This window comes from Pseudonocardia sp. DSM 110487, assembly GCF_019468565.1.
Lineage (GTDB): Bacteria > Actinomycetota > Actinomycetes > Mycobacteriales > Pseudonocardiaceae > Pseudonocardia.
This window is the reverse complement of sequence record NZ_CP080521.1, coordinates 1,932,781-1,957,559: the sequence shown is the minus strand read 5'-3', so window position 1 is coordinate 1,957,559 and position 24,779 is coordinate 1,932,781. Positions and strand designations below refer to the sequence as shown.

The window sequence follows — 24,779 nt, the reverse complement described above, 5'->3', positions numbered from 1 at the left end:
CTCCATTTGGGATCGTTCGTTCCCATACCGGCGAGACCGTAGTACGGGAGCGAACGCTCCACAACTGGTACCCTCGGGCCGTGCCGCGGCCACGGGAGTTCGACGAGGACGACGTCGTCGCGCGCGCGACGGACCTGTTCTGGCGCCGCGGCTACCACGCCACGTCCGTGCGCGATCTCGGCGAAGCGCTCGGCCTCTCGGCGAGCAGCCTCTACCGCACCTTCGGCGACAAGCACGCGCTGTTCCTGCGCGCCCTCGACCACTACCGGGCCACGGACTCCGCGGAGGCGCGCGACCACCTGCTGCGCCCCGGCCCGGTGCCCGACGTGCTGCGGGAGTGGCTGATCCGGATGGTCGACATGCCGGAGGAGGGGGCCGCCGCTCGCGGCTGCTTCGTCGTCAACACGGCGACGGAGCTCGGCGCGGACGACCCCGCCGTCGACGGGCGCACGCAGGCCGCGTTCGGCGTCACCCGCCATGCGCTCGAGGAGATCCTGCAACGCGGGCTCCGCGACGGCGAGCTGCGCGCCGACCTCGACGTCACCGCCACCGCCGAGTCACTGTTCACCCTCGTGCTCGGGCTACGCGTGCGCGCAAGGGCAGGCCACGGAGCCGCCGAGCTCGCGGGCGTGATCGACACCACGGTCCGGTCGCTGCGGTGAACGACGGATCGTCATCCCGCGGATCGACGAGTCGCACCGCTGGCCGGCTCCAGGCGGCGCCCGCTCCCGAGGTCGAGCACGAGCCGGTGCCCGGCCCAGCTCGCCTCCAGCCGCGGGGCGCCGCGCGGCAGCCGGACCGCGGGGTTGTCCAGTAGCGGCGGTTCCTCCGGACGGCCATCGGTGCCCAACCCCACGACCGCGCCGTCGACGAGGAACGGCCCCGACCAGCCCAGCTCGAGCATCCGCCCGTCCCGGGCCGTCCACCGGACGAGCGGGCCGTCGGCGGCGTCGGCGAACTCCGGATCATCGAGTGCCGCGACGAACGCCTCGAACGACCGGTCATCGGCCCGCCGCCCGACCGTCGCCACGTACGCCGCGCACATCCCGCGCGGGAGCCAGGCCTGCCGCGCCTCGTCCCCAGCGGTCACCGGACGCAGGCCGCCCGGTGCGGCCACCGCCACGTACCCATCGCCGACCCGCCCGGCGAGCCACGGGCCGCGGGTGCGCACCTCGTCCATCAGCGGGGCGGGGAACCACAGGTGCGTTGAGAGTGCTTCCGGATAGACCACGAGAGCGGCGTCGCGGTGCTGGCGCACCCGGGGCAGCACCCGCTGCCCGGCCCACGCGTTCGGCCGGGCCGACGAGCTGGTGGTGTCGGCGGCCGGCGCCGTCGCGAACACCTGCACCTCGGGCCCGATGGTCGCGCCCCACACGTGCTCCTGGAGGCCGGGTAGCCCGGGCCGGTAGTCCTGCACGCTGGAGAGCATCGCGTCGGGCGTGCGCCAGACGTGCAGGTCGGAGCCGTACGGGCGGGAGAGCAGGTCGGAAGAGAACCGCAGCTCGCCGCGGTAGACCTGGCGGCCGCTCCACCGCGGGGGCAGCTCGGTGGCCACCGCCCGTACCACCGGCGGGAGCCGGTAGTGGCGGGCAAGGCACAGTGCGGTGGCCGGCAGCACCGCCGCGTTCAGGGCGCCCGTCCCCCACAGCGCCCACACGATCGGCGCCGTCTCCTCCAGCCGGGACGAACGCAGCGTCGGGGTGTACGAGCGCCCGTGCGCGGACCCGTGGATCCCGCGCCACGAGTTGGCTGCCAGCGTGAGAAGCAGCATGTCCAGCAGTGCTTCTGCGACCTGCCGCACCTCGTCGTCGGCGGCCAGTTCGACCAGCGACACCAGCGCCAGTGCGTCGATCGCCACGTAGGCGTTCGAGTCGAACTCGCTGAACCCGCCGGCGAGCTTGCGGCGGATCCACGCCAGCACCAGCTCGCGCCCGTGCTCGGCGTGCCGGCGGCCGGTCCACCCGGTGTTGCGGAAGGCGGCGTCCGGCCATGCCTCGCCTGCGAGCAGCTCAGCCGTGTGCCAGACGAGCTGGTGGTTCTCGGTGAAGTAGCACATGGCGTCGAGGCCGGGCTGGTCGATCCAGTACTTGAAGCCGCGCAGCGCATCCCCCACCGACTCGTCGACGCCGGGCACGCGGTGCAGGAGGAGAAGCAGCCCGAGAGCCTCGAAGTCGGCGCAGTCCGCCCTGGACTCGACCATGCGCAATGCGGGAGCGAGGTCGGACTGGACCGGCGAGGTCCCGTCGAGCGCGTGCCGGGCGAGCGCCCTGGCCACCCCCGGCGCCCCGGCCGCGACGTGCCGCAGCACCTCGTCCCGCCAGACCGCCGGATCGTCGCCGATCGGCTCGGCCCGCCGCGCCGGCAACGCCGCCACCCGCAGGGTGCGGTGTACCGGGCAGCGGGGGTCGTCGACGCGGACGGTCAGCGCCCTCTCGCCGGTCTCCAGCACGGACGCCCCGGCCGTTGCCTGCGCGCGCAGCCGCGCCACGGGCAGCTCCGCGCGGCCCTCGGTGAGGACGACCGGCGTCACGGCCCCCTCGGGGCCGGACACGGTGAGCGCGGCACCGGCGGGACCGGTCAGCCGCACCACCCCGTCGGGCACGGCCCATGACCGCACGGCGACCCGGTCGAGCACCTGCTCGGCGAGCGCGGCGGCGTACTCGTCGGCGCCAGGGGACGGCAACACCACCTGCACCGGAAGGCCGCTGACCCGCACCGCGGCGACGTGCCGGCACTCCCGGAACGCGGCCTGCCATGTGGCCAGCAGCAGCCGGGTTGTGCCCGAGCGCAGCCGCACCGCCACCTCGTGGCGCAGCGGCTCCATGTAGGACACGTCGTCGCGCGCGACGAGCAGCTCGTCGCCCGCCCACAGCGCGAACGGGCCGGTGCAGGCGACCTCGAGGGTGCGCCACTCGGCCTGGTCGACCTCGAGGACGGTGCCGGCCACGGCGTGCCGGTACTCCGGCGTGGCGCAGAACGCGCTCCAGTCGACGAGGCCGTCGCGTCCGGTCCGCATCCGCCGCCAGGTGCCGGTGTCGGTGCGTGCCGCGCCGGGTGCCACCCACGACAGCGCGCCGCCCTCGACGACGTCCGGGAGCTCCTGGTCGACGACCAGCGGCCGCCGGGCGTACAGGCGCTGCTTGAGCGGGGCGACGTCCGGCCCGTTGGTCAGCACCCACCGCCCGCCCGGACCCCACGGTTCACCGTCGGCGTCGAGCACCTCCCCGAGATCGTCGCATGGCGTCGACCAGGCCGGCCCCGCCAGCCAGTCGCGGACGTACCCGGCGGCGTCGAGGGCGTGGACCGTCCGACCGGTCATTTGAACCCGGTCTGGGCGATGCCGGCGATGATCTGGCGCTGGAGCAGCAGGAACAGCACGACCACCGGGACGATCGACAGCACCGACATCGCGAGCACGAGGTGGAACGGCACCACCAGCTGCCCGGAGAACCGCGCCAGCGCCACCGGGAGCGTGTACACCGACTCGTCCTGGGCGATGATCAGCGGCCACAGGAAGTCGTTCCACCGCCAGATGACCGAGAAGATCGCCACCACCGCGAGCGCGGGCCTGCACAGCGGCAGGATGATCCGAAGGAAGATCCGGAACTCGCCTGCCCCGTCGATCCGGGCCGCCTCGATGAGGTCGTCGGGCAGGCTGAGCATGTACTGGCGGAGGAGGAACACCCCGGTGGGCGTCGCCGCGGCCGGGATGATCATCCCCCACAGCGTGTTGACCAGCCCGAGCGAGGTCACCACCTGGTACACCGGCAGGAAGATCACCTGCAGCGGGATCATGATCGTGGCCAGCGTGACGAGGAACAGCGTGTCGCGGCCCCTGAAGTTGTACTTCGCCAGCGCGTAGGCGGCCATCGCGTTCACCGCGAGGGTCAGCAGCGTGGCCAGCACCGTGACGAGGGTGCTGTTGAGGAAGTAGTGGCCGAAGTCGAATGCCGTGAGCGCCTCGACGTAGTTCGCACCGGTCGGGTTCTGCGGGATCAGCGTCGGCGGACGCTGCGCCAGCTCGGTGGCCGTCTTGAACGACGAGAGCACGGCCCAGACGATCGGGGCGAGCACGAAAAGCGCACCCGCGACGAGCACCGTGGCCCGCACGACGGCGGCCGGCGCGGGCGGCTGCTCGCCGATCGAGGTCCACCGCCGCGGCGGGGCCCCCGTCGGCGGGGCAGGCACCGCGCGTTCGAGCACCATCAGACCGCCTCCTGCCGGCGGCCGACGAGGTAGTTGAGCGCTGTCACGCCGAACACCACGACGAACAGCACCACGCCTGCCGCGCTCGCGAGCCCGTAGCGGATCGGCGACTCGAACGACGACTCGTAGATGAACTGCACGATCAGCGTGGTGGCACCGAGCGGGCCGCCGCCGGTGAGCGTGTAGATGTAGTCGAACGCCTGGAACGCGTGGATCGTCGCGAGGATCACCACGACGAGCGTGGTGGGCCGCAGCAGCGGAAGGGTGATCAGCCGCAGCTGTTGCCACGTTCCGGCGCCGTCGATCCGCGCGGCCTCGTAGAGCCCCCTGTCGATGCCCTGCAGCCCGGCGAGCACGATCAGCGCGTAGAACCCGACCTGCGTCCACAGCCCGACCACGATGATCACGCCCATCGCGAGGCCGCCGTCGAGCAGCCAGCCGGGCGCGCCGAGGCCCACCGCCTGCAGCGCCGTGTTGACCAGGCCGTTCTGCCGCTCCAGGGCAAGGTTCCAGATCAGCCCGACGACCACCGGCGACACCAGGAACGGCACGAAGTACGCCGCCCGCAGCGCCCCGCGCCCGCGCCGCTGCGCGTTCAGCAGCAGCGCGAGCGCGGTGGCCGCCACCGTGGTGAGCACGACGAGGCCGATCACGAACACGACGGTGAGCCGGGCGACCCGCCAGAACTCCGCCGAGGAGACGATCTCGGCGTAGTTCTCGGTGCCGACGTAGCGGAACGTCCTGCCGTTGTCGCTGTCGTACAGGCTGATGTTGAACCCGTTGATCGCCGGCCAGATCGTGAAGGCCCCGAACAGCAGCATGTTCGGGAGGATGAACAGGTACGGGGCGACCCGGGGACCGGTCCAGCTCCGGGTCATGAGGTTTGCTCGACGAGCTCGGCCACACCCGTCTTCACCGCGGTGACCGTCGTCGCGGCGTCCTGCTGTCCCGCGAACAGCTTGCTGATCTCCTCCACGAACAGCCTTGCCGACCCGTTGAACGCCGGGCTGCCGTTCGCCGCATAGGTGTCCTCAGGTGTGACGGCGACGTCGGCGAGGAAGACGCCCATGTCCTCGGTGCGGGACGGGTAGGTGATTCCGGACTCGACGAGGTCGCGGCGGGTGGGCAGCCAGAACGACTGCTCCGACATCGCGCGCTGCGCCTCGGCCCGGTTCATCCACTCGACGAACGCCGCACCCAGCGCCGGGTTGCTGCTCTCGGAGAACGCGACGAGGTACTTCCCGCCAGGGAAGCCGCCGCAGCGCTCGCCGCAGGCGTTCGGCACGGCGGCCCACTGGAACGTCGCGTTCTGCGCGAACTGCCCGACCTGCCAGTTGCCCGACAGGTACACCGGCACCTGCTGGGCGAGGAACTGCTCGTTGGCGCCGCGGTAGCGGCTGCCCTGCTCCAGCCAGAAGTCCTTGAGGATCGCGCCGGACTGCACCAGCCCGTTGAGGCTGTTCAGCGCCGCCTCGGCCTTCGCCGGGTCGAGCGCCTCCTTCCCGTCCTGCCCGATCAGCGCCGTGCCGAACGCGCTCAGCACCGTGCTCAACCGGTGCCCCGACTTGTCGATCGCGATCGCCGACTCCATCCCGTTCGCCTGCTGCACGGCGGTGGCCGCGGCCACCATCTCGTCCCAGGTCCACGGGTCCTGGGCGGTGGGCAGCGGGATCCCCGCGCGGTTGAACGCGTCGACGTTGACGAACGGGCCGTTCATCGTCAGGTCGTTGGGGGCGCCCAGCATCCGGCCGTCGGGGGCCTGCGCGGCGGCGGCCGGCCCCGGGGTGAACTGCTGGGGGTAGTCCGGCCCGAAGTAGGTCTTCAGGTCGACGAGCGAGTCGGCGTAGGGCGACCAGGTCTGCACCCGGGCGACGTGCGGCGGCGTGCCGCTGCCGATCCGCCCCTGCAGCGTGCGCTCGAGGTCGGCGAACGGGACGATCTGCAGGTTGACGGTGCTGCCGGTCTCCTGGGTGAACCGGTCGATCACGGCACGGGTGGCGGCCTCGTCGGGACCATCGGTGAAGTACAGGTAGTCCAGGGTCTGGCCACGGAAGCTCGCCCAGTCGATCTGCTGTGGTCCGGCGGCGGCCGGTTCGTCAGCGGGCTGTCCGGGTGCGCAGGCGCTGATCGCCATGGCGGCGGCGCACGCGACCGTGACCGCGCGGAACAGTCGCATCCGACGTCCTCCTCCTCGAGGTGGATGCCGCCGCCCCGCTGCCCGGAGCGGCTCGGCATCCGCCGAGAGACTCTCAGTCCTCCCGGGCGGAGGGAAAGGGTCTTCCTGATCACTGTCGGGGACGGGTCCCCGACGCCCCCGCTACGGTTCGCGCCACCGATGAGAGGGGTACCTGCGCGATGTCCGTTCGCGAGCTCGACCTGCCGGCCGCGTGGACGCCGCCGAGCCGTTTCCGGGATATCGGCTTGGCCGTCCTGACCCTGGTGGTCGGTCTGATCATGATCACGGCGAGTATCCCCAGGCTGCGCGACAGCACGTGGTTCGCGACGTCCGTCATCCTCCTCGGCGTCGGGATCAGCGGCTTCTTCGTCCTGATCGTCCGGGGCAGGGTGCCGCGGACCGCGGTCCGCGGCGTCGACCTCGCGACGGACGACGACGGGGCTCGGGTGTTGCGGGTCCGCCAGCCCCGCGCGCTGCATCTGGCCGCCGGTGCATGGCTGCTGTCCCTCGGCGGCGGTGGGCTGATGCTCGGGGCGGCGCACCTGGCCGCGGGCGCGGTCACCGGAGTCCTCTTCCTGTGCTGCGGCGCCGTCGTCGCCGGACTGCCGCTGGTGGTGCTCCTGCGGGGCGCCCCGCTGCCGACGATCCGGCTCGGCCCGGAGACGGTGCATGTCCGCGGTGGCGGCCGGTCGCTCGCCGCGTCGTGGGACGACATCGAGGCCGTGGTCGCGGTGACGACGGGCACCATCTTCCTCAGGGCGCGGGACGTGCGGAGGCGGGCCGAGCGGTTCTCCTGGACCACGGCGGGCCGGCGACGGCGGGACGCGACGGGGATCGAGTTCCCCGCCGGGCATTACGCGGTGAGTCCCGCGCTGCTGTTCCACCTGCTGCGCTTCTACCACCAGAACCCCCTCGCCCGCACCGAGCTGGGCACGGCAGCGTCGCTGCAACGCGTCCGCGCGGCGCGGTTTCCCGCGCCGTGAGGGTCAGTCCGACCAGGGCGTGACGGGACGCGGGCGCTTCTCCCCGTCCACCGTCACGTCCACCCGCTCGTCGAAGAAGCAGACCAGCCCGGCGAGCTCGTGGGCGTCGGGCAGCGGGGCCTCGTAGGTCCACGCGAGGTCCCTGCCGCCGAACGCGAGGTAGGACGCCACGCCCTTGTAGGCGCACGCCGTCCGCGTCGGGCTCGGCTCCAGCAGGTCGAGCCGTACGTCGCCCCGGGGCAGGTAGGTGCGCATCGGCAGCGACGTCTCGAACACCAGCACCGGCCGGCCGGACTCGGCGAGCACCTCTCCGTCCCGCTCCACGCGCACCTGCCGGGAGCCGTGCCGGATGTCGACGCGGTGGAACGGGTCCCGCGGGTGGGAGACGATCGCGTCGTCCTCCTCCAGCCAGTCGAACGCGGCGAAGTCGAGCAGGACGAACCCCGCGAGGTCGGGGTCGGCCGGCCGGAAGGCGGCGCCGACGCGCTCGCCTGCCGCCGTCCTCAGGGTCAACGGCTCACCCGCGGTCGTGTGCGCGCCGAAGGCCGTGGACGGGGTGAGCACGGTAGGCAACCCCGCACGCAGCCGCTCGGGCTTGCGCGGCACGTCGACGGCAGGAGCGGGCACGAGCTCGGCCCGGACGTCGGCCACCGGCACGGCATAGGTCGGAACCACCCGGTGCGGCTCCCAGACGACCACGGCGCCCGTCGTGTCGGCCACCGGGTCGCCGTCGACGAGTGCCCGGATCCGCTTCGCGGTCGGCTCGTAGCGGAGCTCGTCGAACAGGCGCACGAACTGCGGGAACATCTGCACGGCCATACCCCACCGTGGCCCCGCAGTGCCGGGCAGGTCAACGTCGATGCTCGCTCCGCAAGCTCCGCTCAGCGGACGAAATGATCCCAGCCGCCGGTGCCACCCTCGTACCGGCGCCCGTCCACCAGTACGTCCGGCTCGCCGTCGGCCACCGTGCCGATCACCCTCCAGCCATCGGGGACGTCGCCGGGGAAGGTCGCGGCGAGCGCGTGGTCCTCACCGCCGGTGAGCAGCCAGTGCATCGGGTCGATCCCGAGCGCCGCGCCGACGTCGACCAGCCGGTCCGGCACGGCCAGGGCCGCGGTGCGCACGTCGATCCGCACGCCGGACGCCCGCGCGACGTGACCGAGGTCGGCGAGCAGCCCGTCCGAGATGTCGATCATGGCGGTGGCGCCGGCGTCGGCGGCCTGCGGCCCGGCGGCGTACGGCGGCTCCGGCACCCGGTGCGCCGACACCACCGCCACCGGGGAGCGGAACCCGCGCGCCAGCACCGCCCACCCGGCGGCCGCCCAGCCGATGCGCCCGGCCAGGGCGAGCGTGTCGCCAGGACGCGCCCCGCCCCGGGTCACCGGCTCCCGCCCTTCGAGGGAGCCCAGTGCCGTGACCGACAGGACGAGCGTCGGCGAGGACACCACGTCGCCACCGACCACCCCAGCCCCGACCGACCGGGCCTCCGCCCACAGGCCGTCCGTCAGCCCGTTGAGCACGTCGACAGGGCTGTCGGCGGGGCAGGCGAGGCCCACTAGCAGCCCCGTCGGGACCGCGCCCATCGCGGCGATGTCGGCGAGGTTGGCCGCCGCCGCCTTGCGCCCGATCTGCTCGGGATTGGACCAGTCGAGCCGGAAGTGCACGCCCGCAACGAGCACGTCCGTGCTCGCGACGACGCGACCGTCGGACGCGGCGAGCACGGCGGCATCGTCGCCCGGTCCGAGCAGCGTGGCCGGCGCGGAGGCGCGGCCTTCGGTCAGCCGGGCGATCAGTCCGAACTCACCGATCCCCGCGAGTGTGTTCTCCGCCTCCGCTTCGCCCGTCGGGGTCGGTTGCGATGTGGTCACGGGCGTCACCTCCGGTACGTTCGGCTTCCGACTCTCCTACGTCCGATGATCGAACTGGAAGGGGCTCGCCGTGGTGCAGGCTTACATCCTGGTACAGACGGAGGTCGGCAAGGCCGCCGCCGTGGCCGCGGCGATCGCCGCGATCACCGGCGTGGTGTCGGCCGAGGACGTCACCGGACCCTACGACGTGATCGTGCGTGCCGAGGCCGAGGACGTCGACCAGCTCGGCCAGCTCGTCGTCGCGCAGGTCCAGGGCGTCAGCGGGATCACCCGCACGCTGACCTGCCCGGTGGTGCACCTCTCCTGAGATAGACGGCTCGTGGGCACCCGGTTCTCCCCGCCCGTCGTGATCGCGATCGCACTTCCGCTGCTGCTCGCGGTCGCGGTGGCCGCGATCGCGATCAATGCGCGCGTGCGCGGCACCGGGGAGCCGCCCCCGCCCGACACCGGGCCGCTCGCCGTGGCACCGGTCGACTCGCCGGACGCGACCGGCCCGGAGTGCACCGCCCTGCTCGCCGCGCTCCCCGCGGAGCTGGACGGCCCCGACGGTCCCATGCCGCCCCGCCCGATCGCCGAGGCCCCGAGCCTGCCCGGCGTGCGTGCGTGGGCGGCGGCACCCCGGCCAGCCGTACTCCGTTGCGGGCTCCCCCGGCCGGCCGAGCTGACCCCCACCTCGGCGCTCCTCGAGGTCAACGGGGTGCGCTGGCTACAGCTCGAGGATGGACTCCCCCAACCCGTCCAGGTGAGCTACATCGCGGTGGACCGACCGGTCTACGTCGCGCTCACCACCCCGGTCGACGCCGGCAGCGCGCCATTGCAGCAGCTGTCCGACGTGATCCGCGAGACGCTGCCCGCCACGGCCGTCGCTGTGCGCTGACCTAGCGCCACATACGATTCCGGCATGGTGACGATGTCCCGGGCGACCGAGGACTACCTCAAGGCGATCTACCACCTCGCCCACCGCGGCGAGCCGGTCACCACAGGACAGCTCGCCCACGAGCTCGGCGTGTCCGCGCCGTCGGTTTCGGCCATGGTGAAACGGCTGGAGGACGGGAGCCTGCTCACCCGGCCGGACAGCCGCACACTGCAGCTCACCGCGTCCGGCGAGCGCGCCGCGCTGCGCGTGGTGCGCCGCCACCGGCTGCTGGAGACCTTCCTCGCCCGTGTGCTCGACGTGCCGTGGGACGAGGTGCACGCCGAGGCCGAACTGCTGGAGCACGCCCTCTCCGACCGGCTCGAGGAACGCATCGACGCCGCGCTCGGCCATCCCACGCACGACCCGCACGGCGACCCGATCCCGCCCCGCGACGGCCCACACGAGGAGGGCTGGGGCGAGCCGCTCGACGCCGCGCCCGCCGGCAGCCGGTTCCGAGTGGACCGGGTGTCCGACCGCGACAGCGCCGCCCTGCGCTACCTCGGTGAGCTGGGCATCTACCCCGGCGTGGAACTGACCGTTGAGGAGCAGGCCCCGTTCGGCGGACCCCGCTGGGTGCGGGTGGGTGAACAACGCCACGCGCTGGGCCCGGCCCTGACGCGCCTGGTGCACGGCCACCAACAGCCCTAGAACCCCGTGGAGCTGGACGGATAGGCGCGGCCTATCGGCGGGATCGGTAGGGCATCTTGGACACAGCGTATCTCGGCGGCTTCACTGATTCCCATGCCAGCACCGACCGAACAGCGCAGGTTCCGGATCGCCGCCATCCCTGCCGACGGGGTCGGGGTCGAGGTCGTCGCCGCGGGCCGGGCCGTCCTCGACGCCCTCGCGGACGCCTCCCACGGCGCATTCGCCTTCGACTGGACCGAGCTCCCGTGGGGCTGCGGCTACTACGAGAAGACCGGCCGCATGATGGACCCCGACGGCCTCGAGACGCTCCGCGACTTCGACGCCATCTACTTCGGCGCGGTCGGCTGGCCCACCGTGCCCGACCACATCAGCCTGTGGGGTCTTCGCCTCGCGATCTGTCAGAGCTTCGACCAGTGGGCCAACGTCCGCCCGGTGCACTTCCACCCCGGCGTCGTCTCCCCGCTCCGCAAGGCCGACCACACCGAGCTGGACTGGGTGGTCGTCCGGGAGAACAGCGAGGGCGAGTACGCCGGTTTCGGCGGGCGCAACCTCGCGGGCCGCGGCCCCGGCAACGAGGTCGCCCTTCAGACCGCGCTGTTCACCGAGAAGGGCTGCGAGCGGATCATGCGGTTCGCGTTCGACCTGGCCCGCACCCGGCCGCGCAGGAAAGTCTCGTCGGTCACCAAGTCCAACGCCCAGCAGTACGGCATGGTGCTCTGGGACGAGGTCTTCGCCCGGGTCGCGCGGGACTACCCCGACGTCGAGACCGAGAGCGTGCTCGTCGACGCCATGTCGGCGAAGTTCGTGCTGAAGCCGGAGGACCTGTCCGTCGTCGTCGCGTCCAACCTGAACGCCGACATCCTCTCCGACCTCGGCTCGGCCCTCGCCGGCAGCCTCGGCCTCGCCGCCAGCGCGAACCTCAACCCGGAGCGCCGGTTCCCGTCGATGTTCGAGCCCGTGCACGGCTCCGCACCCGACATCGCGGGCCATGGCCTCGCCAACCCGATCGGCGCCATCGGCAGCGCCGCCCTCATGCTCGACCACCTCGGCCTACCCGACGAGGCCGAGCGGCTGCGCAAGGCCATCGACGCCACCACCGGCGCCGGCGTGCTCACCCGCGACGTGGGCGGAACCGCCACCACCGATCAGGTGGTCGCGGCGGTCATCGAACGCCTCGGCCTCTGAACCCTCCCGGCACACTCGCAGATCGAGCAGCGCCTACCCCCTCCTCCGGTGGTCGAGTAGCGCCGGCCCGCCAGGGCCGGCGCGTATCGAGACCACATGCCGGTCTCGGGGGGTGGTGGTCTCGATACGGCCGGCGCTGGGGCGCCGGCCTACTCGACCACCGGACGATCAGCGCAGGCCGGTGCCGCGGGCGAGCGCCGTCTCCACCAGCGTCGTCAGGAGCGACTCGAAGTCGATGCCCGTGACCGCCCACGCCCGCGGGTACATCGATATCGGGGTGAAGCCGGGCATCGTGTTGACCTCGTTGAGGGTCAGCTCGCCCTCCGGCCCGACGAAGAAGTCGACGCGGGCGAGGCCCTGCCCGTCGACGGCGTGGAACGCGGCGATGGCCATCGCGCGCAGCCGCTCGGCCACCGCGTCGTCGAGCTTGGCGGGGATGTCGAACTCGCAGACGTCGTCGAGGTACTTGGCCTCGAAGTCGTAGAACTCGGGTGTACGGCCGTCCGGGCCGGTGCCGACGATCCGGATCTCCGCCGGGACGCTGGCGCGCACGGTGCCGTCGGGGAACTCCAGCACGGCGCACTCGACCTCGCGCCCGACGATCGCGGCCTCCACCAGCACCTTCGGGTCGTGCTCGCGGGCGGTGGCGATGGCGGCATCGAGGCCTGCCCAGTCCGTGACGCGGGTGATCCCCACTGACGAGCCGGCGCGCGCCGGCTTGACGAAGACCGGCAGCCCGAGCCGCTCCCGCTCGTCGAGGGTGAGCGTGGCCCTGCCGCGGCGCAGCACGACGAGGTCGCCCACCGGGATGCCCTCGGCTGCGAGGAGCTTCTTCGCGTACTCCTTGTCCATGGACGCCGCGCTCGCGAGCACGCCCGCCCCGACGTAGGGCAGGCCCGCCATCTCGAGCAGGCCCTGGATCGTGCCGTCCTCGCCGAAGGGACCGTGCAGCACGGGGAACACGACGTCGACGCCGGAGAACACCTCGCCCGCCCGGTCGGGGTCGAGGACGACGAGCCCGCCACGGGTCGGGTCGCCGGGCAGCGCGAGCGCGGTGCCTCCAGCCTCGACCGACGGCAGGGCGCGGTTCGAGATCACCAGCTCCCGCGGGTCGGAGGTGCCCAGCACCCAGGCGCCGTCGGGGGTGATGCCGACCGGGACGACCTCGAAGCGCTCGGGGTCCAGGTGCGACATCACGGCGCCGGCGGAGACGCAGGAGATGGCGTGCTCGCTGCTCCGACCCCCGAAAACGACCGCCACCCGCACCTTTTGCGTCATGGCGCCCGAGGGTAGGCGCTACCCGCCCGCCCCTCGGACGCGGGCACGGCGTGTCGGCCGCGCGATGACCCGAGAACTGCCGGTGTGTCCTCGACCGACCTCTCGCCTCACTCTCGTTCCGGGGCAGCGCAGGCACTGTGGAACTTGGCGACCAGCGCGCCTCGGCTGTGCACTGCGGTCTTGTCGAAGATCGCTTTGATGTGGTCACGGACGGTGTGCGGGGAGATGAACAGCTGTGCCGCGATGTCCTGGGTGGGCACACCGCGCGTGATCAGACGGGTGATCTCGAGCTCGCGGGAGGACAGTTGATGCGCGGCGGCCAGGATCGAGGCGATGTCGGATCGCGCCGCCGGCTCGATCACCAGGGCGGTCTGGCCGGTCTCACCGGCCGAGGTCCGCACGCAGGAGGCGTGGCAGACCAGCCAGCGGCCGCCACGCGTTCGGACCCGGACCCGGGCCGGGCCGTGATCGCGCTCGGTGGCGATCGCGCGCGCCTGGGCGACGGCGCCGATCACCCAGCTGGGAAGGGCGATGGCGGATGGATTCGGCACCGTGGGCTGGCGCGGCATCTGGGCCAGCCACTGGCGAGCCTCGTCGTTGTACCCGGTCAGCGCGCCGTCCGCGTCGAACAGCAGTAGTCCGGGACCGTCCGGCTCGGCGTCGGCCGGCTCGCCCGAGCCGCTCTGGAGGTGGGCGCGGACCGCTCGGCCCAACGGGGTGGACAGGGCCGCGACCAACTCGGTGTCGGCCTGGCTGAACGGTCGGCTGCCGCGTTCCCGGAAGAGGCTGACGAGGCCCCAAGGCCTGTTGCCCGCACGCAGCACGACACGCAGCTCGTCGCCGAGGCCAAGGGGCTGCATGAAGTACCGGTAGCAGGCGCTCCGGCCCGGCCGGTCTTCGGTGCTGATGCGCAAGGACGCGGCGGGGCTGACCGATCGGGCCAGTTCGCGGAACCGGTTGACGTCCTCGTCCAGCAGCTCCGACTCCCAGTAGGCGGCGCAGTGCTTCCCACCGATGTGTTCCGTGCGTACCGGAGCCGCCACCAGCGCGGTGACCGGGTCGGCGGCCCGCCATACCGCTGCCTCGAAGGGCAGCATGCGGTGCAGCCGGACCGACGCATCAGTGAACAGCTGCCCGAGGTCCTCGGCTCGCCAGGCCCGGGCGATCAGGTCGGCGCCGGCTGGAGCGTAAGCGCACATGTTCAGCCAGAGTGGCGGCGAGCGTCAGGATGCGCCATCCCGCAACTGAGGGGATTACGTGGCCAGGATCTTCGCCGAGCGCTACGCCAGACGGACCGGGTCACAGTGCTGGACGGCTGGGCGCTCGGTCAGCCACCGGTTCCGGGGCGCGGCGGGATATTGTGATTGATTCGGAACCGGTTCTGCGGGTCGTATGTGGTCTTGATCGCGGTGAGCCGCTCGTAGCTCCCCGGGTCGTACGCTCGTCGAGTCCGTTCCCGGGACGCGTCGAGACCGCCCATGAAGTTCAGATAGCTCTGGCCGGTGCCCCACGGCGTCATGGCATTGATCAACTGGTCGATTTCCGCCGTCGCCTTGCCGGCTTGGTCGGGTGGTGCCGCGGTCAGCGCGAAGACCAAGTACTCGGCATCGCGGTTGCCGACCGCGTTCGGCACCGAGGGCGGACGCGACAGCGCGCCGCCGAGGTGACGCACCTCGACCATCATCAGTGAACCGTCGCTGTCCGGGCCGGCGAGCTTGATCAAGGTGTCCACCGTGTCGGACCCGAACTCGGCCAGCATCAGCGAGCGCTCGTAGGCCGGAAGTGGCTCGGTGGGGTCGCTGTGGATCGATGCGACGTCGGTGTACGGCATGTCGGCGACCGTGTCGACGATCCTCGGCGCCACGGCGCGCAGCGAGCGGACCAGCAGCTCGCCCTCATCGGGCGCGCCCAGGAAGGCGATGCGCACGTGCACCGCGAACCGCCCCCGCAGCGGCGCCGGGATCTCGGGCAACAGCGGAAACCGGATCAGCGCCGCCGATGACGTCATCGCCTCCGGCATGCTCCGCGTCCACTCCCGGTAAGCGTGCAGTACCTCGGCCGCTCGCTCGCTCGGGAAGAAGAGCCCGCCGCCGTACAGCCGGCCCACCGGCACCAGGTCGAACTCCATCGACGTGACCACGCCGAAGTTGCCCTTGCCGCCGCGCAACGCCCAGAACAGGTCAGGATGTTGCTCCTCCGAGGCTCGCCGAAGTTGCCCGTCGGCGGTCACCACCTCGATCTCGCGTACCCGGTCGGCGGCGTAGCCGTAGGCACGGGCAAGTGGGCCGATCCCACCCCCGAGGGTGTAGCCCACCACGCCCACCAGATGCGATGACCCGTTGAGCGGAGCCAGCCCGTAGGCCGCCGCCTCCCGGATCACCTGCTCCCAGCGCACCCCGGCCGCCACGCGAGCGGTCCGGGTGACCGGGTCCACCCGCACTCCGGTCATCCGCCGAGTGTTGATCAGCAGCGCGCCGTCGGCCGGCACGGACGGCCCGTGCCCGGTGGTCTGCACCGCGACCGGCAGGTTGTGCGACGCCGCGAACTCCACCGCCGCCCGCACGTCCGCCACGTCCGTCGCGCCCACGATCAACGCCGGAAGGTGCTGGACGCTCTGGTTGAAGCCCGCGCACTCGGCGTCGTACCCCTGACCGCCGGGCACCAGCACCGGACCCCGTACCCGGTCGGCGAGCTCCCTGACCGAATGCTGGGCCTCCACGGCGGATAGCCACGCCGGCAGACCGGGCGATCCGGCAGCGCCTTGGACGCCGCAAGCCGACAGCGCGCTCGCGGCGGCCAGCCCGGTCGCCGCGCCGAAGTGCCGCAACAACTCCCTCCGGGAAGTGCGGTTGTCGAAACCCACGAGTCCCCCTCTGGTCGGTCCCGGCCACGTAGCCGGGCTCGCTGGGAACTCTTGCCGCCGCCGCAGGCGAGACCCATCCCGTCGACTCGCGGTTCCGGCACACCGCTCGTCCCCCGCCCAGGGGGTCCCGCATCTGGGGTCTCGGTCGCGGCCGAACCCCCTCACGCACGGGATTGGTTCGCTCGGCCGGTGCGGCGACGGTGGGTCGGAGTGGACGCATCGGAGCCGTCGGCGGCGCACCCCGGGCGCGCGCTCGAGCGGTGGCTCGACGGCCCACCAGCGTGAGGAGACGCCCCTTGGAGACATATGACGTGATCATCATCGGCGGGGGGCACAAGGCGCAGGTCCGGTCCATGCATCGAACGTCTGCGGGCGCGGTCGGCTATGCCCGCTGCCTGTGCGGGGCGTGGCTGGTGCTGCTGGACGGCCGGCCGCTGGCCACCGCCCATTCCCGGCCCCGCGCGGTCGCGCTCACGGTGCCCGACGAGCGCCCGCACCACCGTCACCGGTTGTGGTCGCGGTTGTGGGACCACGGTCGAGCGCTGCGGGGAACGTGGCGCCGGCGACAGAAACGAGCCGATCTGCGGTGAGGGTGCGTGCCATCACTCGAATCCTCGACATACCGAACGGAGGACCATCGTGACCACAGCTGACCTCAGGCCCGACCAGGCGGCGCCATCGCCGTCCGCCGTGATGACCCAGATGATGGCGGGCTTCCAGGTGTCCCAGGCGCTGTACGTGATCGCGAAACTCGACATCGCCACCCTGCTCGACGACGGGCCGCTGAGCGTCCAGGAACTGGCCGAACGCACCGGCGCACACCAGCCGGCCTTGCGCCGGCTGATCCGTACGTTGGCGCCACTCGGAATCTTCACCACCCGCGACGGCGATGTCAGCACGACACCGCTGGGCGCCGTGCTGTCGCGCAATCATCCGGAGTCGGTGCACGGTCTCATCCGCTTCTGGATGGAGACCCACTACCTGCCGTTCAGCACGCTGCTGTACACCGTTCGGACCGGTGAAGTCGGAACGACCCGGTATCTGGGCAAGCCGTTCTTCGAATGGATCGCCGACGATCCCGACCGAGCTGAAGTGATGAGCCGAGCCATGGCCGATGTCACCGCGGGGTTGCGGACCGGCATGTTCGACGACTACGAGCTGCCCACCGGTGATGTAATCGCGGACATCGGAGGCGGGGACGGCAGCATCCTGCGCACCCTGCTCAAGGACCGGCCCGAACGCCGCGGCATCGTCTTCGACCTCCCCGCGGTCACCCCGGCCGCCGACGCTTCCATTGCGCGCGACGGGCTCGCCGATCGGATCGAGACCGTGGCCGGGGATTTCCTGGAGAAGGTTCCCACCGCCGACATCTACCTGCTGGGCTTCATCCTGCACGACTGGGACGACGACACCTGCGGCCGCATCTTGCAGTCGATCCGTGCGGCCGCCCAGCCCGGTGCCCGGCTGCTGATCATCGAGGGCGTCGTTCCCCCTGGCGATGAACCGCACCTGATCAAGCTGATCGACCTGACCATGCTCGGCCTACTGCCGGGCCGGGAACGCGAAGCCGATGAGTATCGAGACCTGCTGGCGACGAACGGCTTCACCCTCGACCGCATCGTCGGCACCGTGAGCCCGCTGTCGATCATCGAAGCTACCGTCGGTCACTAGGCACTCACGACACCAGGGTGCGGAGCCGGTCCGGATGGTCGGTGGTGAGCCCGTCCACCGCCAACTCCACCGCGGTGGCGAGCACCTGTGCGTCGGGGACCGGCCAGGCCGTCACGTCGAACCCGTATTGCGCTCACGGGCCGTGATGGAGGAGTGCATGGGCGTCAGGGGTGTCGCCGCGTGAAGGTCGTGCTGTTCTGCGGGGGCTACGGGATGCGGATGCGCGACGCCGACGCCTGCGCACCGCTGGCGAAGGAAGGCAGGCTGCTGGCGCATCCACACCGCGGGTTCTGGCAGGCCGCCGACACGGCGAAGGAGCGCCACGCCCTCGAATCGGGCTACCGGGCCGGGAACCGGCCGTGGATGCTCCGGGAGCAGGTCCCGACCAGCTCGGCAGGCCCCGATCCGCTCCGCCCCGCCGAGCTGGGCCTGAACGGCGCCGGATGGCGCCGATGACATTCGCCCGCCATCAGGCCTCGGCGCGCGAGCGCGTGCCGTGCAGCAGCGTGGACACGCGCTGGCGGCTGACGCGGAACAGCTCACCGATCTTCGTGATGCTGACGTTCTCGCGCTGCAGGGCGAGCGCCTCCTCACGGCGGAACCGGCTGCCCAGCTCTCCGAGCTCGTCCAGCACCCGCGTGATCGTCTCGATGACGAGTGGCGGCTCCTCCTTCGAGACGATGTCCAGCCATGTGGCCCCGCTCGTGCGCCGCTCGATCAGCTCGTCGGCGCGCGCGGCCGCCGCCCCCAGGTCCGCGATCGTGCGCTCCAAGCCCGCCTTCAACTCGACCAGCGCCTGGACCGCTGGGTCACCGGTGTCGCTCCCCATCCCCACCGCCCTTTCCGCCCCTTCCTCCCCGATCATGCCCTCGCGACCGGATTCCATGCCATGACGCGCCCTGGATTCCCCGCCCACGAACGGGACGCGTGCCGCACGGTTCCGATCGCCGTGCCTGCCCACGGGGCGATGCGGACAGCGCCGCCTGCGTCGGCCCTGAACCGCGCGCGATGGGGCGACGTCGCGCTCGCCGACCTGCAGACCCAGCCGATGATGATCGTGCCTCCGGCGACGAGGGCACCCGCGAACGCCGAGAAGAAGTCGGGGGCAGGTGAAGGCCTCGCCCTGTCGATCAGCTCCGCGCTCGGTGCGCTCGCCGGGCTCGCCAGCTGGCTCATCGCCGCACGCCTGCTCCCCCAGGCCGAATCGGTCTCGCCGCCGCGGTCGTGTCCGCCTTCATCCTGATCGCCGGGATCACCCAGCTCAACCTCGGCCTCGGACTGATCCGGTGGCTCCCGGTCGCCGGCCGCCACGCCCCACCGCTGGTGTGGCGGAGCCTCTTGCTGATCATGCCCCTTTCCGCGGTGTCCGGGCTCGGCTACGTGCTGTTCGTGCCCGACCTGGCCCGCACCGCCGCCGGTGCGGACGGCCCGCTAGCGCTCGGCATGTGCCTGTTCGCCCTCGCCGCGGCCGGGTGGGGCGTCTTCGTCGTGCACGACTACATCCTCGTCACCATCGGCAAGCCCTGGTGGACGGTATGGCGCAACGGCCGTTTCGCCGTCGTCCGGATCACCTTGCTCGTCGTGCTCGGCAGTGCCCTCGGAGCCCAGGGGGTCGTCCTGTCCTGGGTCGGCCCCATCGTCGTGTGGATCGCGTCGGCTCCCTCGCCCTCCTGGTCGTCGTGCGGCGGTTCGCCCGCACCGACCGCGGCACCGGCGTGATGCCCTGCAGGTCCGACGTGCTCGGCTTCCTCGGCCCGACCGCGACCGCCCAAGTCGGCTACACGCTGTTGCTCAACCAGGTGCCCCTCGTGGTGATCCTGCGCTTCGGGCCCGAGGCGGGCGCGGCATTCTTCATCGCGTGGCAGGCCACGGTCGTGCTCGAGACCGCCGCCAACTATTACATGCACTCCCTGTCGGCGAGCTGGGCCCGCGAACCCGGGCGTGCCGCGGAGCTGACCTCGTCCTCCCGCAAGCGGCTGCTGGTGATCTTCCTGCCGCTGCTGGCGCTGGGCGCGCTCCTCGCGGGGCCCGGCCTGTCCCTCTTCGGCTCCGGCTACGCCGCGGCCGCCGCCATGCTCCGGCTGCTGCTGCTCGGGCTCGCGTTCCGGCTGATCGTCGTCCACGAGCTCGGCGTGCGCACCGCGGCGGGCCACGGCATGGCCTACGCCCGCCTGCACACGGCGAGCACCCTGCGTCACACCTCCACGACCTCCACCCTCGCCCCGTGCTCCCGCAGCGCGGCGACCTGCTCGGCGGGCGCCTGGTCGTCCACCAGGACGAGGTCGAAGCCGGTGAGCGGCGCGAGCCGGTGGAGCGCGGTGCGCCGCAGCTTGGCGTTGTCGATCAGGAGCACCCGCGTGCGCGCCGAGCGCAGCATCGCGCGCTTGACCAGCACGATCTCCTGTTCCTGGTGGTAGGCGTGCGTCGGTGACACCGCGGAGACGCTGCAGAACAGCAGGTCCGTCTGCAGCGCCTCGACCGCTTCGGCGCAGGGCACACCGCCGAACGAGTCGTGCGCGGGCGAGTAGATGCCGCCGAGCACGATCAGGCGGACGTCCGGCATCCCGGTGAGCAGCGAGACGGCCGGCAGGAAGTTGGTCGCGACGGTGAGCGGCGCGACGTCCTCCAGCAGGCGGACCACCGCGAGTGCGCTCGTGGAGTCGTCCAGCATCACCGACATGCCCGGCTCGACCATGGCGCGGGCGCGCCGCGCGAGCGCGTGCTTCTGCGCCTGCGCCGTGTTGAGGCGGTAGGCCACGTTGCTCTCGAACACGCTGGTCGGCTGAGCGCTGACCCCGCCCCGGTACTTGCGCACGACACCCTGGCGCTCGAGGGCGTCCAGGTCCCGGTGCACCGTCATGAGGCTGACGCCGAACGCCTCGACCAGCTCGTGGGCGGTGGCGGTGCCGTGCTGGACGACGTACGCCGCGATCTCGGCCTGCCGGCGAGCCGGACGGCGGGCGGGCACGTCCGTCCCACCGTCGGCGCTGCTTGCACTCATGAGGAGATTGTCCGGCGGACACAGCCGGCGCCTTCCACCACCGTCCCGAAAAACGTCGTCTCGACAGTGGACAACGTTTGATCCCATCCATACGATGTCCACGTTAGAGACGACGTTGATTCGAGCACGAGGAGGGGTGGATGTCTGAAGTCAGCGGCGACACGGCTCAGGGATACGAAGGTGTGCGGGAGGCGTTCGCGGCCAACCTGGCCAGTGGGCAGGAGATCGGCGCCGCGGTCAGCGCCTACGTGAACGGCCGGAGGGTCGTGGACCTGTGGGGCGGCATCGCCGATCCGGCGGTCGGGCGCCCATGGGAGCGCGACACCCTGCAGGTCGTCTACTCCACCACCAAGGCCGTGACGGCCACGTGCGCGCTGCTGCTCGCCCAGCGCGGCGAGCTGGACCTCGACGCACCCGTCGCCGACTACTGGCCGGAGTTCGCGGCAGCGGGAAAGGATCGAATCCCCGTCCGGTGGCTGCTCACGCACCAGGCCGGCCTGCCCACCCTCGACCAGCCGATCTCCCGTGCCGCCGCGATCGCGTGGTACCCGATGGTGGAAGCGCTGGCCGCCCAGCGCCCGTCATGGGAGCCGGGCACCGCGCACGGCTACCACGGGCTCACTTACGGCTGGCTGGTCGGCGAGGTCGTTCGCCGCGTCAGCGGCCGCACCATCGGCACCTACCTGGCGGAGGAGATCGCCGCCCCGCTCGGGTTGGACCTGTGGATCGGGCTCCCGAAGACCGAGCACCACCACGTCAGCCGGGTCGTCATCCCGCCGCCCGACCCCGATGCGCTGAGCCGCATCGACATGGACGCCCTCCCCGAGCCCGCGCGCGACATGATGGCCGCGTTCGCCGATCCGACGTCGCTGACGGTGCGGTCACTGCTGACCCTCGTCACGCCGCGGCTGGACCACAACGACCCCGAGGAGCAGTCCGCGGAGATGCCCTCGACGGGCGGCATCTGCACCGCGCGGGCACTGGCCCGCTTCTACGCCGCGCTCATCGGCGAGGTCGACGGGCACCGCATCCTCACCGCCGACACCGTCGCTGCCGCGGCCGCGGAACGGGTGAGCGGCGTCGACCGCGTCCTGCGCGTGCCCGTCCGGATCGGCACCGGATTCGGCCTGCCGACCCCCGATGCGTTCTGGTACAGCCCGACCGCCTTCGGCTTCGGCGGGTTCGGGGGATCACTGGGCTTCGCCGATCCGGCGACGGGCCTTGCCTTCGCCTACGTCATGAACCACGTGCAGGAAGGGGTGCCGGATCGCAGGGCGGCCACGCTCCTCGATGCCGTGCGGCGCGTGACGGCGGCCTGAGCCTGTCACCACGCCCGCAGGAGGGCCTCCGCCCCCTCTGCCAGCTCCCGCACGACCTCCGCGGCCGGGCGCACGGCTGTCACGTGCTCCACACCGCTGCCGGCGTAGAGCGCCATGGCGTGGATCTGGCCCTGCACGTCCTTGTGCGGCGACATCCCCGCGCGTGGCGGTACCGGCTCGTCGCCGACCGTGCCCACCGTCTCCCCGTCGACCGCGTCGACGGCCGCGATCGCCGAGCGCAGCACCCGCGCCCGCGGAAGCGTGGCGCACATGGGGCACTCCGCGAACCCGTCCGTGATCTCGGTGCTCTCCGGGCCCGCCGCGAGCAGCGCCAGCTCGTACTCGGGGTGCGCCCCCGACTCGGACGTGGCGATGAACCGGGTGCCGATGCGGGCGCCGGCCGCGCCCGCCGCGAGCACCGCGGCCATTGCCCGCGGCTCGGCGATACCACCCGCGGCGAGCACCGGCACGTCCACCGCGCGCAACACGGCGGCGAGCAGCGGCAGCAGCGGAGTGTCGCCGCGGACGTGCCCGCCGGCCTCCCGGCCCTGCACCGTCACGACGTCGGCCCCGGCCTCGACCGCGAGCACGGCCTCGGGCAGCGACCCGACCTGCCAGTTCACCAGCGCACCGCCCTCGTGCGCCGCGTCGACGAGCTTCGCGTGCGGGGTGATCCAGAAGAACTCGACGATCCGCGCGCGTGCACCCGCGACGGCGACTGCGGCCGGATCGACCTGCTCGGTGATGAAGTTGACAGCAAGCGCCCCCGCCCCCGGCTCCATCCAGCTGTCGAGCTGGGCGGCGAGCGCCTGCGGCTCCACACCGAGCCCCGCGCTGACCGACCCGACGCCGCCGGCCCGCGCCACCGCGAGCGCGAGACCTGGCGGGGAGATCAACCCCATCGGTGCCTGCTGGAGCGGGACGTCACAGCCGACGAGCTCGGTGAACCGCGTACTCAGCATTGTTCAAGGATGGCGCGAAGTGGGGCGGAGGTCGAGTTGTCCACAGGTTCTCCGGAACGCCCACGGGATCATGGTTCGCTGGGCAACGCTCCGCACATGACGATCCCGAACCCCGCCAGCGCCCCGCTCCTGCTCACCGACACCGACGTCCTCGAACGCGTGAGACAGCTGGTCGGCCAGGCCACCGTCGCCCGCCAACTCTGGATCATGTTCGTCGACGGTGACGGCCGGCAGGCACCGGTGATCATGCCGATCTCCGACATCCCGTTGCGCCCCGAAGCCCGCGTGATCGACAACCTCGCCGCCGTGATGGCGGGGATGTGCGTCGACCTCACCACCGATGTGGGCAGTGGCAGCGTCATCCTCACCCTGGAACGCATCGGCCGCGACGCCGTTCTGGCAGGCGACCGGCAGTGGGCGGCCGCGTTGCGGGAGGCGTGCGACCGCGCGGGCGCCGCGTTGAGGGGCGTGTACCTCAGCACGAGCGGCGGAGTGCACCGCATCCTGTCGGTGTAGCGGTGCAGACTGGGGCCCGTGAGCACTCCGGACCTCAGCCCCGTCCGCAGCATCGTCGCCCGCGACAACGGCCTCGCGAGTGTCAGCATCGTGCGCGCCGACGGCACGCCGCACGCCTCGCTGGTCAACGCCGGCGTGCTCGACCATCCGACGACCGGTCGCCAGGTCGTCGGGTACGTCACCTACGGGCCGGTCAAGCTGCGCAACCTGCGCGACCGCCCGGCCACGTCCATCCTCTGGCGGGCCGGGTGGCAGTGGGTCGGCGTCGACGGCGTGAGCCAGCTGATCGGCCCCGACGACCCGGCCGACGGCATCGACGCCGAGGGCCTGCGCCTGCTGCTGCGGGCGGTGTTCAGCGGGGCGGGCGGCACCCACGACGACTGGGACACCTACGACCGCGTCATGCGCGAGGAGGGCCGCGTCGCCGTGCTCGTCGAGCCTGAGCGGGTGTACGGCACCTACTCCTCCTGAACCCGCGCCCCCAGCGAGCGCACGAGGTCGCGCAACTCAGCCTCGTACAGCTTGGCGGGGTCGGTGCTCTGCCCACGCAGGTGGCCGTACACCTCGAGCGCCACGAGCCCGTGCATCCGGCCCCACACGCGCAGGGCGAGCCCGACCGCCGCAGCCGGGAGGCCGGGGAACTCGCGGCGCACCTCGGCGCCGAGCTCGGGCGCGAAATCGGACCAGTCGGCGGCGGGCTGGTGCGGTGCCGCCTCCGGCCAGACCGCGGCGACGAGCTGGGTCAGCCCCATGCAGGCGCGGTGCGCCGGCTCGGCCGCGACCCCTCCTTCGCGCGGCCGGTAGCCGGGCACGCCGTCGCCGTAGACGAGGCGGAAGCCTGCCGGGTTGGCCACCGACCACTCCCGTAGCGCCCGGCCCCACGCGACGATGCGCCCCCCCGCGTCGTCGGGCGGACGGGCATCGCGCGCCGCTTCAACGGCGTCCACGAGGGACGTGTACACGTCGGTGATCAGGCGGTTGATCAGGTCGTCCCGCGTGGGGAAATAGCCGTAGATCGCCCCGGCCGTCATACCCATCTCGCGGGCGATCGCCCGGAGCGTGACCGCGTCCGGACCGCCCTCGGCGAGCAACGCGAGCGCGGTCGCGGTGATCTCCTCGGTCGTCTCCGCCCGCAGGCGCTCCCTTCTGCGCTGCGTTGCTCCGGCCACCTTGACACTCTACGGCGT

At 72.2% G+C, this 24,779-nt stretch carries 28 protein-coding genes; 14 read left to right on the top strand and 14 right to left on the bottom strand.

The features are described 5' to 3' along the window. Window positions 1-80 precede the first annotated feature (80 nt). A complete protein-coding gene (locus K1T35_RS08925) occupies window positions 81-662 on the top strand; it encodes a TetR/AcrR family transcriptional regulator (protein WP_220259693.1) in 582 nt (193 codons plus the stop codon). Window positions 663-673: 11 nt separating this feature from the next. On the opposite strand, the gene K1T35_RS08920 is transcribed toward K1T35_RS08925, so the two are convergent. Genes K1T35_RS08920 through K1T35_RS08905 form a run of 4 tightly spaced genes read right to left on the bottom strand, consistent with a single transcriptional unit; the run spans window position 674 to window position 6,382 of the window. Further along, the gene (locus tag K1T35_RS08920) at window positions 674-3,319 is read right to left on the bottom strand and encodes a hypothetical protein (RefSeq protein ID WP_220259692.1); all 2,646 of its coding nucleotides are present in this window, start codon (window positions 3,317-3,319) and stop codon (window positions 674-676) included. Further along, window positions 3,316-4,206 (bottom strand): carbohydrate ABC transporter permease, encoded by an 891-nt coding sequence (locus K1T35_RS08915; protein ID WP_220259691.1) that lies wholly within the window; start codon window positions 4,204-4,206, stop codon window positions 3,316-3,318. Before K1T35_RS08915 ends, K1T35_RS08920 begins: the two co-directional genes overlap by 4 nt. Next, on the bottom strand, window positions 4,206-5,084 hold the full coding sequence (locus K1T35_RS08910) for a carbohydrate ABC transporter permease (RefSeq protein WP_220259690.1): 879 nt from the start codon (window positions 5,082-5,084) through the stop codon (window positions 4,206-4,208). Before K1T35_RS08910 ends, K1T35_RS08915 begins: the two co-directional genes overlap by 1 nt. Further along, complete coding sequence (locus K1T35_RS08905; protein WP_220259689.1) at window positions 5,081-6,382, bottom strand: ABC transporter substrate-binding protein; 1,302 nt, start codon at window positions 6,380-6,382, stop codon at window positions 5,081-5,083. The genes K1T35_RS08910 and K1T35_RS08905 overlap by 4 nt, the downstream gene beginning before the upstream one ends. A gap of 179 nt (window positions 6,383-6,561) precedes the next feature. Here K1T35_RS08905 and K1T35_RS08900 point away from each other — a divergent pair, with 179 nt between their 5' ends. Further along, window positions 6,562-7,365, top strand: a complete 804-nt coding sequence (locus K1T35_RS08900) for a hypothetical protein (protein WP_220259688.1) — start codon at window positions 6,562-6,564, stop codon at window positions 7,363-7,365. Window positions 7,366-7,368: 3 nt separating this feature from the next. Here the strand turns inward: K1T35_RS08900 and K1T35_RS08895 are convergent, their stop codons facing one another. Beyond that, complete coding sequence (locus K1T35_RS08895) at window positions 7,369-8,184, bottom strand: DUF427 domain-containing protein (protein ID WP_220259687.1); 816 nt, start codon at window positions 8,182-8,184, stop codon at window positions 7,369-7,371. A gap of 62 nt (window positions 8,185-8,246) precedes the next feature. Continuing rightward, a complete protein-coding gene (locus tag K1T35_RS08890) occupies window positions 8,247-9,233 on the bottom strand; it encodes a thiamine-phosphate kinase (RefSeq protein WP_220259686.1) in 987 nt (328 codons plus the stop codon). A 70-nt stretch (window positions 9,234-9,303) separates the two neighbouring features. Here K1T35_RS08890 and K1T35_RS08885 point away from each other — a divergent pair, with 70 nt between their 5' ends. From K1T35_RS08885 to K1T35_RS08870, 4 genes are all read left to right on the top strand, one after another. Beyond that, entirely contained in the window at window positions 9,304-9,540 is a 237-nt protein-coding gene (locus K1T35_RS08885) for an Lrp/AsnC ligand binding domain-containing protein (RefSeq protein WP_220259685.1), read from the top strand. A 12-nt stretch (window positions 9,541-9,552) separates the two neighbouring features. Then, a complete protein-coding gene (locus tag K1T35_RS08880) occupies window positions 9,553-10,110 on the top strand; it encodes a DUF3515 domain-containing protein (RefSeq protein WP_220259684.1) in 558 nt (185 codons plus the stop codon). Between the two features lie 24 nt (window positions 10,111-10,134). Next, a complete protein-coding gene (locus tag K1T35_RS08875) occupies window positions 10,135-10,797 on the top strand; it encodes a metal-dependent transcriptional regulator (RefSeq protein WP_220259683.1) in 663 nt (220 codons plus the stop codon). Window positions 10,798-10,890: 93 nt separating this feature from the next. Further along, window positions 10,891-11,982 (top strand): tartrate dehydrogenase, encoded by a 1,092-nt coding sequence (locus K1T35_RS08870; RefSeq protein WP_220259682.1) that lies wholly within the window; start codon window positions 10,891-10,893, stop codon window positions 11,980-11,982. Between the two features lie 168 nt (window positions 11,983-12,150). Here K1T35_RS08870 and K1T35_RS08865 read toward each other — a convergent pair whose 3' ends face one another. From K1T35_RS08865 to K1T35_RS08855, 3 genes are all read right to left on the bottom strand, one after another. Then, window positions 12,151-13,260 carry a D-alanine--D-alanine ligase family protein gene (locus tag K1T35_RS08865; RefSeq protein WP_220259681.1) on the bottom strand — a complete coding sequence of 370 codons (1,110 nt, stop codon included), beginning with the start codon at window positions 13,258-13,260 and terminating at the stop codon, window positions 12,151-12,153. 107 nt (window positions 13,261-13,367) lie between these two features. After that, a complete protein-coding gene (locus K1T35_RS08860; RefSeq protein ID WP_220259680.1) occupies window positions 13,368-14,459 on the bottom strand; it encodes a LuxR C-terminal-related transcriptional regulator in 1,092 nt (363 codons plus the stop codon). 128 nt (window positions 14,460-14,587) lie between these two features. Next, entirely contained in the window at window positions 14,588-16,123 is a 1,536-nt protein-coding gene (locus K1T35_RS08855; RefSeq protein ID WP_255621714.1) for an FAD-binding oxidoreductase, read from the bottom strand. 353 nt (window positions 16,124-16,476) lie between these two features. Here K1T35_RS08855 and K1T35_RS08850 point away from each other — a divergent pair, with 353 nt between their 5' ends. Beyond that, entirely contained in the window at window positions 16,477-16,713 is a 237-nt protein-coding gene (locus K1T35_RS08850) for a hypothetical protein (RefSeq protein ID WP_220259678.1), read from the top strand. 112 nt (window positions 16,714-16,825) lie between these two features. After that, a complete protein-coding gene (locus K1T35_RS08845; protein WP_220259677.1) occupies window positions 16,826-17,794 on the top strand; it encodes a methyltransferase in 969 nt (322 codons plus the stop codon). A gap of 4 nt (window positions 17,795-17,798) precedes the next feature. Here the strand turns inward: K1T35_RS08845 and K1T35_RS49725 are convergent, their stop codons facing one another. Next, a complete protein-coding gene (locus tag K1T35_RS49725) occupies window positions 17,799-17,909 on the bottom strand; it encodes a hypothetical protein (RefSeq protein ID WP_370645329.1) in 111 nt (36 codons plus the stop codon). 65 nt (window positions 17,910-17,974) lie between these two features. Here K1T35_RS49725 and K1T35_RS08840 point away from each other — a divergent pair, with 65 nt between their 5' ends. Then, window positions 17,975-18,250 (top strand): hypothetical protein, encoded by a 276-nt coding sequence (locus tag K1T35_RS08840; protein WP_220259676.1) that lies wholly within the window; start codon window positions 17,975-17,977, stop codon window positions 18,248-18,250. A 13-nt stretch (window positions 18,251-18,263) separates the two neighbouring features. On the opposite strand, the gene K1T35_RS08835 is transcribed toward K1T35_RS08840, so the two are convergent. After that, the gene (locus K1T35_RS08835; RefSeq protein ID WP_220259675.1) at window positions 18,264-18,680 is read right to left on the bottom strand and encodes a hypothetical protein; all 417 of its coding nucleotides are present in this window, start codon (window positions 18,678-18,680) and stop codon (window positions 18,264-18,266) included. Between the two features lie 3 nt (window positions 18,681-18,683). On the opposite strand from K1T35_RS08835, the gene K1T35_RS08830 reads away from it, so the two are divergent. Together K1T35_RS08830 and K1T35_RS08825 are read left to right on the top strand one after the other, a co-directional pair. Further along, window positions 18,684-19,037: a hypothetical protein gene (locus K1T35_RS08830; RefSeq protein ID WP_220259674.1), complete on the top strand. Its 354-nt coding sequence runs from the start codon at window positions 18,684-18,686 to the stop codon at window positions 19,035-19,037. Further along, on the top strand, window positions 19,019-19,513 hold the full coding sequence (locus tag K1T35_RS08825; protein WP_220259673.1) for a hypothetical protein: 495 nt from the start codon (window positions 19,019-19,021) through the stop codon (window positions 19,511-19,513). The genes K1T35_RS08830 and K1T35_RS08825 overlap by 19 nt, the downstream gene beginning before the upstream one ends. Before the next feature lie 475 nt (window positions 19,514-19,988). Here K1T35_RS08825 and K1T35_RS08820 read toward each other — a convergent pair whose 3' ends face one another. Next, a complete protein-coding gene (locus K1T35_RS08820) occupies window positions 19,989-20,795 on the bottom strand; it encodes a DeoR/GlpR family DNA-binding transcription regulator (RefSeq protein WP_220259672.1) in 807 nt (268 codons plus the stop codon). 140 nt (window positions 20,796-20,935) lie between these two features. Here K1T35_RS08820 and K1T35_RS08815 point away from each other — a divergent pair, with 140 nt between their 5' ends. After that, the gene (locus K1T35_RS08815) at window positions 20,936-22,114 is read left to right on the top strand and encodes a serine hydrolase domain-containing protein (protein WP_220259671.1); all 1,179 of its coding nucleotides are present in this window, start codon (window positions 20,936-20,938) and stop codon (window positions 22,112-22,114) included. A 5-nt stretch (window positions 22,115-22,119) separates the two neighbouring features. Here the strand turns inward: K1T35_RS08815 and K1T35_RS08810 are convergent, their stop codons facing one another. Next, window positions 22,120-23,076, bottom strand: a complete 957-nt coding sequence (locus K1T35_RS08810) for a nitronate monooxygenase family protein (protein ID WP_220259670.1) — start codon at window positions 23,074-23,076, stop codon at window positions 22,120-22,122. A 96-nt stretch (window positions 23,077-23,172) separates the two neighbouring features. On the opposite strand from K1T35_RS08810, the gene K1T35_RS08805 reads away from it, so the two are divergent. Both K1T35_RS08805 and K1T35_RS08800 read left to right on the top strand, forming a co-directional pair. Continuing rightward, a complete protein-coding gene (locus tag K1T35_RS08805; protein WP_220259669.1) occupies window positions 23,173-23,592 on the top strand; it encodes a hypothetical protein in 420 nt (139 codons plus the stop codon). Window positions 23,593-23,610: 18 nt separating this feature from the next. Next, complete coding sequence (locus K1T35_RS08800; protein WP_220259668.1) at window positions 23,611-24,063, top strand: TIGR03618 family F420-dependent PPOX class oxidoreductase; 453 nt, start codon at window positions 23,611-23,613, stop codon at window positions 24,061-24,063. Here K1T35_RS08800 and K1T35_RS08795 read toward each other — a convergent pair. Beyond that, window positions 24,051-24,761 (bottom strand): TetR/AcrR family transcriptional regulator, encoded by a 711-nt coding sequence (locus K1T35_RS08795; RefSeq protein WP_220259667.1) that lies wholly within the window; start codon window positions 24,759-24,761, stop codon window positions 24,051-24,053. The two genes, K1T35_RS08800 and K1T35_RS08795, sit on opposite strands and share 13 nt — an antisense overlap. Window positions 24,762-24,779 lie beyond the last annotated feature (18 nt).

Bases quoted from the DNA above. Each gene is read 5' to 3' on its own strand.
- K1T35_RS08920 (WP_220259692.1), bottom strand. From the start codon at position 3,319: ATGACCGGTCGGACGGTCCACGCCCTCGACGCCGCCGGGTACGTCCGC.
- K1T35_RS08915 (WP_220259691.1), bottom strand. From the start codon at position 4,206: ATGGTGCTCGAACGCGCGGTGCCTGCCCCGCCGACGGGGGCCCCGCCG.
- K1T35_RS08910 (WP_220259690.1), bottom strand. From the start codon at position 5,084: ATGACCCGGAGCTGGACCGGTCCCCGGGTCGCCCCGTACCTGTTCATC.
- K1T35_RS08905 (WP_220259689.1), bottom strand. From the start codon at position 6,382: ATGCGACTGTTCCGCGCGGTCACGGTCGCGTGCGCCGCCGCCATGGCG.
- K1T35_RS08900 (WP_220259688.1), top strand. From the start codon at position 6,562: ATGTCCGTTCGCGAGCTCGACCTGCCGGCCGCGTGGACGCCGCCGAGC.
- K1T35_RS08895 (WP_220259687.1), bottom strand. From the start codon at position 8,184: ATGGCCGTGCAGATGTTCCCGCAGTTCGTGCGCCTGTTCGACGAGCTC.
- K1T35_RS08875 (WP_220259683.1), top strand. From the start codon at position 10,135: ATGGTGACGATGTCCCGGGCGACCGAGGACTACCTCAAGGCGATCTAC.
- K1T35_RS08870 (WP_220259682.1), top strand. From the start codon at position 10,891: ATGCCAGCACCGACCGAACAGCGCAGGTTCCGGATCGCCGCCATCCCT.
- K1T35_RS08865 (WP_220259681.1), bottom strand. From the start codon at position 13,260: ATGACGCAAAAGGTGCGGGTGGCGGTCGTTTTCGGGGGTCGGAGCAGC.
- K1T35_RS08860 (WP_220259680.1), bottom strand. From the start codon at position 14,459: ATGTGCGCTTACGCTCCAGCCGGCGCCGACCTGATCGCCCGGGCCTGG.
- K1T35_RS08850 (WP_220259678.1), top strand. From the start codon at position 16,477: ATGCATCGAACGTCTGCGGGCGCGGTCGGCTATGCCCGCTGCCTGTGC.
- K1T35_RS08845 (WP_220259677.1), top strand. From the start codon at position 16,826: ATGATGGCGGGCTTCCAGGTGTCCCAGGCGCTGTACGTGATCGCGAAA.
- K1T35_RS08835 (WP_220259675.1), bottom strand. From the start codon at position 18,680: ATGGAATCCGGTCGCGAGGGCATGATCGGGGAGGAAGGGGCGGAAAGG.
- K1T35_RS08830 (WP_220259674.1), top strand. From the start codon at position 18,684: ATGACGCGCCCTGGATTCCCCGCCCACGAACGGGACGCGTGCCGCACG.
- K1T35_RS08820 (WP_220259672.1), bottom strand. From the start codon at position 20,795: ATGAGTGCAAGCAGCGCCGACGGTGGGACGGACGTGCCCGCCCGCCGT.
- K1T35_RS08815 (WP_220259671.1), top strand. From the start codon at position 20,936: ATGTCTGAAGTCAGCGGCGACACGGCTCAGGGATACGAAGGTGTGCGG.
- K1T35_RS08810 (WP_220259670.1), bottom strand. From the start codon at position 23,076: ATGCTGAGTACGCGGTTCACCGAGCTCGTCGGCTGTGACGTCCCGCTC.
- K1T35_RS08805 (WP_220259669.1), top strand. From the start codon at position 23,173: ATGACGATCCCGAACCCCGCCAGCGCCCCGCTCCTGCTCACCGACACC.